At 37.1% G+C, this 13,215-nt stretch carries 9 protein-coding genes and 1 pseudogene; 5 read left to right on the top strand and 5 right to left on the bottom strand.

Going from position 1 to position 13,215, the window contains the following annotated elements; all coding sequences use genetic code 11:
• Positions 1-442: 442 nt before the first annotated feature.
• The 5 genes from H4J50_RS16590 to H4J50_RS16570 all read left to right on the top strand — a co-directional run bounded on the left by H4J50_RS16590 (position 443) and on the right by H4J50_RS16570 (position 7,140).
• Positions 443-754: an EthD family reductase gene (locus tag H4J50_RS16590; protein WP_108455597.1), complete on the top strand. Its 312-nt coding sequence runs from the start codon at positions 443-445 to the stop codon at positions 752-754.
• 236 nt (positions 755-990) lie between these two features.
• Positions 991-3,330, top strand: coding sequence for a TonB-dependent receptor (locus tag H4J50_RS16585; protein WP_182257405.1), 2,340 nt, complete (start codon positions 991-993; stop codon positions 3,328-3,330).
• 193 nt (positions 3,331-3,523) lie between these two features.
• On the top strand, positions 3,524-4,846 hold the full coding sequence (locus H4J50_RS16580; protein ID WP_182257404.1) for a DUF3422 family protein: 1,323 nt from the start codon (positions 3,524-3,526) through the stop codon (positions 4,844-4,846).
• A gap of 277 nt (positions 4,847-5,123) precedes the next feature.
• Complete coding sequence (locus H4J50_RS16575; RefSeq protein ID WP_108455600.1) at positions 5,124-6,284, top strand: porin; 1,161 nt, start codon at positions 5,124-5,126, stop codon at positions 6,282-6,284.
• Positions 6,285-6,480: 196 nt separating this feature from the next.
• Complete coding sequence (locus tag H4J50_RS16570; RefSeq protein WP_108455601.1) at positions 6,481-7,140, top strand: response regulator transcription factor; 660 nt, start codon at positions 6,481-6,483, stop codon at positions 7,138-7,140.
• A gap of 185 nt (positions 7,141-7,325) precedes the next feature.
• Here H4J50_RS16570 and H4J50_RS16565 read toward each other — a convergent pair whose 3' ends face one another.
• The 5 genes and pseudogenes from H4J50_RS16565 to H4J50_RS19720 form a co-directional block, all read right to left on the bottom strand.
• Complete coding sequence (locus tag H4J50_RS16565) at positions 7,326-8,276, bottom strand: polysaccharide lyase family 7 protein (RefSeq protein WP_182257403.1); 951 nt, start codon at positions 8,274-8,276, stop codon at positions 7,326-7,328.
• 133 nt (positions 8,277-8,409) lie between these two features.
• Entirely contained in the window at positions 8,410-10,560 is a 2,151-nt protein-coding gene (locus H4J50_RS16560; RefSeq protein ID WP_108455604.1) for a hypothetical protein, read from the bottom strand.
• 400 nt (positions 10,561-10,960) lie between these two features.
• Positions 10,961-12,358 (bottom strand): polysaccharide lyase family 7 protein, encoded by a 1,398-nt coding sequence (locus H4J50_RS16555; RefSeq protein ID WP_182257402.1) that lies wholly within the window; start codon positions 12,356-12,358, stop codon positions 10,961-10,963.
• A 432-nt stretch (positions 12,359-12,790) separates the two neighbouring features.
• Positions 12,791-12,979 (bottom strand): hypothetical protein, encoded by a 189-nt coding sequence (locus tag H4J50_RS16550; RefSeq protein ID WP_182257401.1) that lies wholly within the window; start codon positions 12,977-12,979, stop codon positions 12,791-12,793.
• A 92-nt stretch (positions 12,980-13,071) separates the two neighbouring features.
• Positions 13,072-13,215: pseudogene (locus tag H4J50_RS19720) on the bottom strand (urease accessory protein UreG); the annotation flags it as partial.

The following is a 13,215-nucleotide window of genomic DNA, read 5'->3' as shown; positions in this document are numbered from 1 at the left end:
ATCTAAATAGTTACTTTCTCCATGGAAGCAAGCTTCAATGTATTGTCATATATGAATTTTTCATACTTCTTTACGGAAACTGCACTAATAACTCCGCTTAAGATATTAAAATTTTTATCACAATATTAAAAATTTACTGGTTTAATAACGCCACTTACCTCTGATGTAATTATCCATAATAGCCTTTATGCTTTAAAACAAGTTCTTAAGTATCTTATAAATCATACTAAGGAGGCATATTTTTCACTAGGTCATACTCATATCCTGTCAATGTCGAAGGTATAAAAACGTTTATATGGAAATTAAAAACCATATTCCAGTCAAGCGAAAATAAAACAAAGTTTAATGGCTCTAGACAAATTAATATGCAATTTCTAACCTATTATTGTGACTAGATAATATTAAAAAACTGATTTAAAGCTAAATATTAAGGATCCAAATAATGATAAAAGTTAGTGTAATGTACCCAAACTCTCCAAGTGTAAAATTCGATATCGAATACTACTGTAATACACATATTCCTTTGGTAATTGAGTTGCTAGGCGATGCTTTAAAAGTGAGTGCTGTCGATTATGGATTGGCTGGTGGTGCACCTGGTGAACTACCCGCATTTATTGCTATGGGTCATTTGACCTTTAATTCAGTAGAGGAGTTTCAAGAAGCTTTTGGTCCTAATGCCGATGCTATACTGGCTGACCTGGCTAACTTTACCAATGTACAACCGACCATTCAGATAAGTGAAATTAGAATTTAGGCGTACTAAATTCTAATAATATGGATAAGTTGTCATTTTTCATCACGATATACGTATAAACACAGGGGAGTAAATTAGTCATACTTTAGCAGGATGGAGCTTAGATTTAACTTTGTTAAGTTATTGATTTTAAGTTTTTTATTTTGCATTTGCGTTTCTATTTTTTTATAGGTGATATTGATTAATTTAGCCATCAGGTTACATTAAACGCTCTTCATTTTATTTTGAGAGTTGTTATGAAACGGACGTTAGCTTTTTTATTTATTTGTGCTTCACTCCCTGCTTTCGGGGACGATATGAACGGTGTTGAAAATATTAGTATATATGGACAAACACCACTTTCCACTAATGACCTTGCTGAAGAAAGTACCTTTGGTAGTGTTCAAACAATTAATGCTGAATCTCTAGCACAATCTCAAGCTATTTCGTTAGCTGAGCACATGAAAAATAAGCTAACAAGTCTGCATATTAACGACATACAAAACAATCCCTTTCAGCCTGATGTGCAATACCGTGGCTTTACCGCTTCGCCTTTATTAGGTTTACCTCAAGGAATTTCTGTTTATCTTAACGGGGTACGATTCAATGAACCCTTTGGCGATACGGTAAACTGGGATTTAATTCCGCTTGCAGCGCTTGATAAAGTAGCGTTATTTTCTGGTTCAAACCCTGCGTTTGGGCAAAATACCTTAGGTGGTGCGTTGGCACTGACCACTAAAAATGGTTTTAGTTATACAAAGCATGAGCTTGAAGCACGTTTTGGTAGCTTTGGACAGCAGCAATTTACCGTGCAGTCTGGTGGTAATCAGGGAAACTGGGCTTATTATATTGTTGCTAACCAATACCAAGAAGATGGTTGGCGAGATTACTCAGAAAGTGAATTAAAGCAATTTTTAGCAACATTAAGTTATGCAGATGAAGACCGTACTGTTGATTTTACTTACTCTGCTAATAATAACCAATTGCTAGGCAATGGCGCTGTGCCTGAAATATTAGCCGAATTAGCGGGCAGAAGTGCCATTTACACCCAACCTGATAAAACTCATACAAGGTTTCAGCAATTTAGTCTTAAGTCTGACAGTGTTATTAACCAGCAAATGTCGTGGCAAGGTAATGTTTATTATCGTAAGAACAAAATTAACAGTATTAATGGTGACGACAGCGATTATGAAGAATGTGAATCTGGCGCACTATATAGTTTGTGTGAAGAAGATGAAAATGATGAGTTAGAACGTGTTCATTTTGTTGGCTTTGATGAAGACACTTGGTTAAGTGAGCTACGTGATATTGATGCAGACGATGTTGATGGTACTTATAATACCGGTTTTACTGATAACGAAAGTTACGGTGCAGCCTTGCAATGGGTAGGCTTAAGCCATTTTGACGCAACGGATGATCATGCCGCATTAGATAACGAATTTATTTTCGGACTAGGCATTGATAAAGCGGATATCAGCTTTAGAAGTGACACCGAGTTCGCGGTGCTGCATAACGATACAATTTCTGATGATCGCTCGGTAACAGGCATTGGTTTATACGATATGGAGTCGCGTGTTCAGTTAGAAGTTAGCAATATACAGCATTACTTTTACTTCTTAAATACTTTAGCGATTGGGGAAGATTTAACCGTTAACCTTGCTGGTCGATATAATCGTACTCACATAAGTATGCAAGATCAGATTGAAACCGGGCCTGGTTCACTGAATGGCGAGCACTACTTTAACCGCTTTAACCCGGCTATTTCAGTTAACTATCTTTTAACACCTGAATATAGCGTTAAGCTAAGTTACAGCGAATCATCACGCGCCCCTAGTCCTGCCGAACTGAGTTGTGCAGATGAAGAAGATCCTTGTAAATTGCCTAATGCGTTTGTTGCCGATCCGCCGCTTGAGCAAGTTGTGGCGAAAACAATCGAAGCTGCTTTACACTTTAAAAACGATAATTTCTCTGCTTTAGCGACTGTATTTTCAACCATGAGCTATCAAGATATTATATTTCAACAAGCGGGTAATAAATCAAACCAAGGTTATTTTATAAACCTTGATAAAACCCAACGCCAAGGTATTGAATTATCAGCTTCTACCCAAGTTAACTCAGTTGATTTTGGGGCGAGTTATAACTATTTAAATGCTACTTTTGAATCGCCTTTTGTCTCTTTTAGCCCGGTAAATCCTCTAGGTGCAAATAGACAAGTTAATGTGGGTGACAATATTCCCGGCCAACCGCAACATCAATTCAAGTTTCATGCAAATTGGCAGTTTAATGATGCGCTAAATATTGGCACTGAGATGTTGTATGCGTCTTCATCATATTATCGTGGCGATGAAGCGAATGAGAATAAAAAAATTTCATCTTATGCGGTGACTAATATTTATTTTAATTACCAGATCACTCAACAACTGCGTTTGTCAGCTAAAGTCGATAATCTTTTTGATCGTCAATTTGACACTTTTGGCACCTACGGTGAGGCAGATGAGGTGTTAGAGGAAATTTATCCAGATGCAGAGTTTGATGAATACTTTGTTGGTCCATCTAGACCGCGCTCTGTGAGTGTCAGTATTAATTATCAGTTTTAGCTACTGATTTTAACTACTCATTTTAATTATAAGTTTTAGCCATCAATTTTAGCAAATGGATATTGATAGTCTCAACAGTACGGTTCTAGTTTGGCCGTACTGTTTCATGATTTATACGTGGCATATTGTCATGCACCAAAACGCTTATAGTTTGCTGGTTGAACGAATTGTTTAAATTTTTTGGAGAAAATCAGTGCACCCAAACTTATTAACAGCAAACGCTAACGCCGTTAATTATGAGCGAGCCAATATTGTGGTTTCACCATTGCGACAGCAAATATCGCAAGAGCTTCATAATAGACCATCTCCTCAAGTAAATGTGCCCACGTCAATTACCCATCTGGCTGTGCGAATAACCGAGCAGGAGCGTGATTTAGAATATCAGCAAATATACACCTTATGTCAACGCTACAATGTTAATCCTCCAACATGTGAGGCAAGTTGTTATTATCAAGATTTTGGTGGTTTTGAGCTTCGTTGGGAACGTCATCTGGAGTTTTCAAGCTATAGCTTTATTCGCAAAGGGCTGGGTAAGTCGCTTTTTGATGGTTATGCAACTGAGTTTTTACCTCAAGAGTGGTTTGATAATATTATAGGTGAGCTTGTAAGCGCGGTAAATTTAGTGATGCACGAAGCAGAAATTTCGGAGCAAGCGCTTTATCATGCCTTTGAAGGGCACCAAGTACTCGGTAGTAATGTCGCAGGGGATCGCGCCAATGTTTATACTTCATTCAAGTTACACAGTGATGGCTTTAGCCGCATTCTTATTCAAAGTAAGTTGCTCAATAGTTACCAAGCAGGGCGCTTGATACAACGAATGTTAGAAATTGAAACTTACCAAATGATGGCGTTGCTCAGTTTACCTATTGCTCGTTCGTTATCGCATAAAGTGGCGAAAATGGAAAACGATTTAGTGGCCATCAATCAGCAAATGGCGGATAGCGATAAAGTTAATGATGGCGAAATGCTCGACAAACTTTCAGAGCTAGCAGGTAAAACTGAACAACTTATTGCTGATATTAGCTACCGTTTTAGTGCCACCAATGCCTACTATGAATTAGTGTGTTCTCGATTAAAGCAGTTAAAAGAGACTGATATCGCTGGTACTGAACGAATCAATGAATTTGTTACCCGCAGGCTAAGCCCAGGTATTCGCACGTGTCAGGCACTGTCTGTTCGATTAGAGGACCTAACTCGGCGTATTGCTCGCGCAAGTAGCTTATTGAGAACTCGAGTTGACCTAACCATTGAGCAACAAAATCAACAACTACTTTCGGCTATCAATCAACGTGGTGTAGTACAATTGCGTCTGCAGCAAATGGTTGAAGGGGTTTCGATTGCTGCAATGGCTTACTATTTAATGGGCTTGCTAGATTATGTATTAAATGCAATGAAGCTGTCAGGATTTTCGGTTAATAAAGTGATGGTAAAAGGGTTTGCGGTACCGATTATTTTGCTTTCTACTTGGTTGTTAGTGCGGTTTGCCATTCGCTACATCAATAAGGGTAAAGGTTAAAAAAGTTAAATAAAAACAGCAGCTAGTGTAATCAATTTTGCTGGCTAATATTAATAATGTTAAACCTGTTTATTACATCCTGCCATGGTTTTTAGCCAGCTATAACATAGCTAACTAAAGGCATTAGATAAAATTTTATCCTCCTTGATCATCCTAAAGCATTACACCTTTCGCTTACGACTAAAGGGCAGTTTATTTGGTTAAGTTGACTCATTTTATTTACTGGGGATTTTTTTATTATAACTACACATTTATAATAAAAAACCGGAAGCATGAAATGACTAAACTATTTAAAGTAAGCTTGATCACCGCCGCATTATCTATGACCGCATTTAACAGCAGCGCCGCTGTTGAAATTTATGAAAATGACGGTATGTCATTTAGTGCTGACGGGTTAGTAAATGTATTCTATGTAAACAGCTCGGTTGAAGCTACAGATGCTAGCGGTAACGTGAGTGACCGCGACCAGTCTCGTGTTCGCATGGGTTTCTTGCCTAATAATATTGGTTTTAATTTTTCTAACCAATTGTCTGATATAAAAATTGGTATGCGCTCTTCGTTTTGGGTTTCTATTAATGACTCTGACCAAAGCCGCGATGCATCACCTGCCGACTTAGGTACCGGATCTTTGATTGACGTAAGACAGTTCTACGGCACAGTGAGCGGTGATTGGGGTGAAGTTTTATTAGGTAAAGATTTTGGCCTTTTCAACAGAGCTAATATTTTAGGTGATGAATTATTGTTAGGTTATGGCCAAACGTCAGATTTTTTTGGCTTGGTTGATGGTGGTAATGTTTCGTTTGGTAATATCAGTACCGGTTATACTTATCCTGCACCAAAGTCACAAATTACCTATCGTTCGCCAGATATGAATGGCTTTAAATTAGCGGTTGGTATTATGGATCCTAATAAAACTGGTGCTGATTCTTCAGAAGACTTACCTCGCTTTGAAGCTGAACTGATGTACACAACCAGTATTGATGATACAACACTAAAAGCATGGGTAAGTGGTGTTACGCAGTCGAGTGAAGCTGGCGGTGCAGAACAAGATCAGTCAGGTATAGGTTATGGTGCTAATATTAAGTTTGGCGGTTTATCAATTACAGCCTCAGGCTTTAGCTCAGAAGGTTTAGGATATGTTGCCGGACTAGATAATATTGTTGGTAACGATGCCATTGAATCTGACGGTTACTTAATGCAAGCGTCTTACACGATGGAAGCAAATCGCTTTGTAGTAACTTACGGTGAATCTGAAGTAAAAAATACTGGCAGTGTGTTAGATGCAACACATACTAATACCGGTGTTGCCTACTTTAGAACATTGCGCCCAGGCTTAACGCTTGTTTTTGAATATAACAATACCGAAGCCGATGTCTCTAATTCGTTAATAGGTGAAGATAACGATACCTTCGCCATTGGTTCAGTGATCACTTTCTAATCAACGAATATGCATAAGATTAGGCTCATTTAAAAGGCTTACAAAGATAGATACCAGTTCTAAAATCCGGCTGGTATTTATTATTTTAATGTGGTGCAACCTAAAAGATGAGCTTTCTCCAACTTTAGGAGGGTTAAATAGTTTCTAATAACCTGCTATGGTTAGCTAGCTCATTCATTTTACGGTAGTTTCCTTTATGTATAAAATTTTGGTTGCAGATGATCATCCGCTTTTTAGAGATGCAATCGTTAATATTATAGGTATAAAATTTCCGGGTTCAACCACCTATGAAACCGAGGACGTTGAATCTACTTTAGCATTTGTTAAAGAAAATGATGATATTGATTTAATACTTTTAGACTTGAATATGCCAGGTATGTCGAGCCTTAACGGTTTGTTAGATATTCGTAACGAATGTCCGACAACTCCGGTTGTTATCGTATCGGCAGAGCAAGAAAAGCAGAAAATATTACAAACTATTTCTTATGGTGCTGTCGGTTTTATTTCTAAGTCGTCCTCAAAAGATGTTATTGGCGAAGCGATAGAAAGTGTTTTTCAAGGTAATGTATATTTACCGTCAGATATCATGCGCTCACAAGTCAACGACTCTAATACTAAAAAAGAATTTCAAGTTGCCCCCGAAAATATCTCCTTATTAACTCGCCGTGAATTAATTGTGTTAAAACATTTAACGAAAGGTGAAGCTAATAAACAAATTGGCTTTAATTTACATATTTCTGAAACTACGGTTAAGTCACACGTTTCCTCAATTTTGAAAAAATTGGGTGCGTCTAATCGAGTTAAAGTGGTATTAGGCTGCAGCGATGTTGATTTTAATCAATACTTAAAACGTTAAGTTGATTTGTATAGTTTTGAGTATTCTTACGAGTAAAATGACGAATAACATCACTGAATATAGCAATTCAATTTAAAGGTAATAACCGAAGTAAACTGAAATGAATAGCGATACCAAAAAAAAACACGTATTAGTTGATAACTAAACGTGTTTTTTTATGTATACAGCTAATATTATACGACTGACTAGTTATGACTATTTTCTAACTGGTAGAAGGTTGCTTGAACATAGTCGTTTGGTTCACCTGAGTTATTTTGATTATAAACCCCAGCTTTGAAGTACATATATTGATCGCTTTTATCATAGCCGCTGATACTCATATCTACTTCTTGTACGATGTCGGCTTTTCCTTGGCGAATAATGGTAACGGTTAATTTGTCACCAACCACATTGATTCGATAACTAAACACTTCGTTAAGGGCAATGCCGTCTTCAGGGTTATCTGCATTGCTGGCACGAGAACCAATAAGGTTATACCACTGTTCTTTGCCGTTACCTTTTAACGGCTCGTGAGCCATGTAAATTACGCCTTTGTCGTTATTGGGTAACTTGCGGTAATAAAGTCGAACAGGTTCATCTTTTGTTGCATGAATTTGGCCTATAATTACACGACCCACTTGCTTGTCATCACCCGTGGTGGTGACATGATTAACGGCTAATGTTGCGTCTAATGTGCCATCAACTCCGCCAGATTTCTTTCTTACATTGCGCCTTGCTGTACTAAACACCCAGTTATTTTCGGTTATACCTTTAGTTTTTACTCTAAGGTCGCCTTTTCGAAGCATTTCTCTTAATTCACTACGGGTATACTTAGTGTTTTTAGAGGTTTTTGGTCCTTGGATTGGTGCGGTAAAAACCATTCCGCCGTCATCTGCGGTATAGAATAATGGCTTTATAGATAAACCTTTCACTAGGTAACTTTCTGGCACATTATCAGCAATACCATCTTTGTTGGTATCAACGGGTAAGCTGATGCTCCAGTCTGATAAGTCAAAGTTATCTGCTGGTCTAGCATTGGCATCGAGTGATACTGTTTCATTTCGACTGTTTTTTATTTCTGCAGCTTGCAGATAACCTTGCCCGCTTACAGCTAAAATTAACGTAATGCTCAATAGGCTTTTAATAGGAGACAGCATTTTGTTTACCTTTTATATTTAGGGATAATACTTATTAAAATAGACTTAACCAATAAATCTTCACAAAAAAATAGCGCTATAATTAGCGCTATTTCATCAAGTTTGAATATTGCTATTTAAACTTGTTATTTACTTATAATCTATCAGCGACTACGGCTTCGTTTGTAGAGCTGTTATAAGGTGAAGCAGGGTTGTCGGTATCAAGAGAACCACCTACAGCATAATTTGTACTTTCAAAGTGATCTGAAAATACTTCTGTAGTACCTTCTAAATCAGAATATAGCTTAATGTCGTCGATATAAAATGCAGTTGCTACAGTTGCATCATTATCGCCAATTCTAAAAACTAAGTACTGAACGCCGTCCATGATAGTTTCAAAGTGGGTACCTAAAGTACCATCTGATTTACCACTATCATATGTTGGAAAAGCATCTGCTGAAACAGGTGTACCATTAATCGATAAAGTAATTAGCGGTGCTACAGTAGCACTTGCGTTGCTGGCATCCCATGTAATATCGATATCAACCCACTCATCACCTGTGAATGTTGCATCGGTATCAACCGTACCTTCTTGGCCACGAATTACATAATTACCTTCTTTAACTCTTAATTCAACTAGTTCATAACCTGTACTCACTTTACTACCAAATATACCAATATAGGCATCTTTAAAGTCGGTATCAGTGTCGTTAGGGTTATTATTAACAGCGTTTGCTTCTTTTCTAAATGATACGCTAAGTTTACCGATATCTAACGGTGAAATACTTTCATCGCTAAGTTTGAATCTAAGTTCACCCGTATCAGTAGAACCATCGCCAATACCTACGCCCATGGTATCTGTGATTTTAGCTACTTGAAAGTTATCTACTGGTGGATCGGCTGGCGGATCAGCAGGGTCAGCAACTACAGCACCTTCTCTTGTCACTTCTGCAACCACAGCTTCATTAGTTGAGCTATTATACGGTGATGCACTGTTGTCTGTATCAAGTGAGTCATCGACTGCAAAGCCTTCAAAGTCATCTGCAAATACTTCTGCTGTGCCTGCAACGTCAGAATACAATTTAATGTCATCTAGGTAAAATGCAGTTGCAACGGTCGCGTCATTGTCACCTAATCTGAATGTCATATGCTGAACACCATTCATAATAGTTTCAAAGTGAGTGCCTAAACTGCCATCTGATTTTCCACTATCATAAGTTGGGAATGGGTCTGCTGAAACAGGAGTGCCATTAATTGAAAGGGTAATTAACGGTGCTACTGAAGCACTAGCATTTGTTGCATCCCAAGTGATATCAATATCAACCCATTCTTCACCTGTGAAAGTAGCGTCAGTATCAACAGTACCTTCTTGGCCACGTATTACATAATTACCTTCTTTAACTCTTAACTCTACAAGTTCATAACCGGTACTAATTTTAGTACCAAATATACCTATATAAGCATCTTTAAAGTCGGTATCAGTGTCGTTAGGGTTATTATTAACGGCGTTAGCTTCTTTTCTAAATGATAAGCTCAACTTGCCAGTGACTAGCGGGTCAATACTTTCATCGCTAAGTTTAAATCTAAGTTCACCGGTATCAGTAGAGCCGTCACCAATGCCAACACCCATGGTGTCAGTAATTTTAGCTACTTGACTAGTTACAACATCTGCTGGTTTAACAATAACGGGTGCTGTCGGGTCTGACAGGGTATCTTCTGGGAAATCATCATTATCTGTATAGGTTGCAGAAACAGTAATTGTTTTAGTTAACTCTGCTTCAGTTAATGTATATGAAGCGCTGGTTGCATCAGCGATTGCAACGCCATCTGCCATCCACACATAAACAATTGGCGTATCGCCAGAGCCATTTTCGTCGGTAATAATTGCTGTAAGCTCAAAGTCTACATAAGCATCACCTGAAATAGCTACGCTACCGGCACTTGGTACGGCTGGAATTTCAATAACATCAGTTTCTGCTGAAATAGCTTTTTCAGCATAACCATCATTATCTGTGTAGTTAACGATGAGTGAAATCATAGAGCCAACATCAGCATCTGTAAGGAGGTATGTGCCCGAAGTGGAACCTGAAAGCACTTTGTTATCAGCAACCCAAGTGTAAGTTACGTTAGCCGGATCAAAACCATTACCATCGCTAATTGTCGATGTTAATGTTTCTCCCGTTGTAGGGTCTCCTGATATTTCTACATAGCTAACAGCATTTCCTGTTGAGCCTGTTACGCTATCATCATTACAAGCTGTTAAGGCCAATGCGCTTGTCATTGCCAATATCAATTTTGTTTTCATTTTAGTCACTCCCCGACAAATTTTATTATATTTTTTAATCGTTGTTTATAGAATTAATATTTGTAAGTACATTTTATCTATAAGCATTACTGTTACCGATACTTACAATAACTTACCAATCTGTCAACCAATTATTGTGTTTTAAACTATATAGTTCAAAAATTATGCGCGCTATAGTGAAGGTGTAGCGCGTATTTTTTTTGTGCTAAATAACTCATAAGTAATTATATTCGTTTACTATATGTTACTTGTTATTACCAATTTATATTTTCATTATCTTCAATAAAAATCCTATCGATTAATTATCTCGACTTTTATAAACAGCCAGATAAATAAAAGCGACTTATGAAGTAGAAAATAAATTCCGTTATAAATAAATAAAGCTTTATATCGAATATTTTTATTCAGTTTGGTATCCGGTGTGGCTATTTGTAATTTTGTAAAACGTTGCCTGCACATAGTCTTTAACATCTCCGGTATTATTTTGATTATATACACCGGCTTTAAAGTACATGTATTGACCGCCTTGATCATAGCCGCTATTAGTCATGTCAACGGTTTGAGAAACATCGGCTTGACCTTCTCTTATTATTGTTAAGGTTAATGAATTACCTACTACTTTGATTTGATAACCAAAACGTTCATTGAGTGTTATGCCGTTTTCGGGGTTGGTTGCACTTTGTGAACGGTTACCAATTAATTCATAATAAATATCATCTCCACCTTCAATTTCATGGGCTAAATAAATTGAGCCTTTATTATTTTGAGGTAGTTTTCGGTAGTAAACGCGAATAGGTTCGTCATTATTTGCATGTATTTGACCGATAATTACGCGTCCAACTTGGGATTTGTCGCCTGTTTCAGTGACATGATTTACCGCTAATTCAGCGATTAACTCACCATCTACACCGCCAGCTGCATCAAGATCATTATCAGGCGCACTTGAAAATACCCAGTTGTTTTTATTAACCCCTTGAACGTTAATGTTGGTGTTACCGCGCCTTAGCATTTCTCGAAGTTCAGTACGCGTATACTTTGTATTGGTAGAGGTTTTAGCACCTTCAATTGGCGCTCTAAAAACTAAGCCACCATCGGTATTTAAAAAGAAAAACTGAGCGTTAAAGTAATCATTATTCAAACGAGATTCATAAATGCTTTCTGCTTTGGTATTCGTAGCTTCATCAACAGGAATACTTAAATACCAGTCAGTTAATTCAATGGAAGAGCTTACATCGGCTAAGCAACCAAACGCTTCAACTTCAACAATGTTATTGGTGTTATCAATATTACTGCCTTTTGGAATGATTTTTATATACTGTGATGAGTGCTCTGGTATTTCAACGAACTGACTGCGGGTGGTTGACGAATCGGTCATTTGATTAGCTACAACACTAGTCCAGGTTTCATTGTCTTTAGATACTTCAATGTCGTAACTGTAGCTTCGCTGATCGTTATTAAGCCACGAGATTGAAATACCTTTAACTAATGAAAAATCGGCTAAGGTTAAAATTAAATGTTGATCAGTTTCGAGTGATGACCAGCGAGACTCTGGTAAAAAACTACCATCGATAACGCGGCTAGCAACATAATCAGTTAATTCATTAGTGGCTGTAGCATTACCGAAATTAAGTTTTGCTAAACCCAAACAGCTAATATCTTGCTTTGGTAGCTCAACTGGGGTTTCAACGGGAGGTTCAACTACGATTACCACCTCTGGTTTATCTTCTGAACTAGATGATTTACAGCCAAGAAATAGTATAAAAATACATAGATATAGTGGAGTTTTGTAGATAGACAATTTTTTCACCTCAATATTAAAAACAACTGGTTATTACCAATTTTAATTACCAAAAAAAGTAAATGGCAAATAAGTATGTGACCAAATGTAATGCCAAAAAGGTAATGTGTAAAGTGCTGGATTTTTGTTAGATGTTAGAATTTGTGCATTGAAAATGATGATGCAGGTGTTAGGTTTTGTCTTTATGAAGCGTAAACAATATTATTATCAGCCATTTAATGAGTGTAACGTTGTTCGCTATAATGGATTTGTTTTTATATTCAGTTTGATGAGGTAAGCATTTAACATTTGAAGTAAAAGCGTTGCAGTTAACGCAATTTATATTACCTCATAATATGAACAGTGCGTTTTAAAGAAAAAGGGCTGACATTATAAATGTTAGCCCTTTTTAGATAGAAAAATATGACGAGAAGGGGGGTATATAATTGATATCTAATGTTTATTGGATTTCTTATGTTTAAACCAGGTATATGCTTTATAAACGACAATGGCAAATATAGTCCAAAACACACTATGATAAAAAGTATGAATAGAGCCTTCCCCTAAAGCGTGGTCAGTATGTGCAAAGGCTTGGTTGGTAAAAAGTATTAAATAACTAATAAATAGTGTTAAAATTTTCATATTAAATCCTTATTTTGTTAATTTTTTTGTTCATGATTTTTTTGATATTAAGATATGTTTCATGTGTTTATGTGCTGTTTTTTTATGCAGCATTAAACGTTCAACATGCCTTCTTTTTCAATAAAGGCAATTATCTCAGCTAGACCTTGTTGTGTTTTCATATTAGAGAAAATGAACTTCTTATCGCCACGCATTTTTTTGGTATCTCGGTCCATTACCTCAAGTGAGGCGCCAAC

It is taken from the genome of Colwellia sp. 6M3 (assembly GCF_014077595.1).
Lineage (GTDB): Bacteria > Pseudomonadota > Gammaproteobacteria > Enterobacterales > Alteromonadaceae > Cognaticolwellia.
Note: the sequence above shows the minus strand (reverse complement) of the source record. Positions and strands in the feature narration are given on the sequence as shown.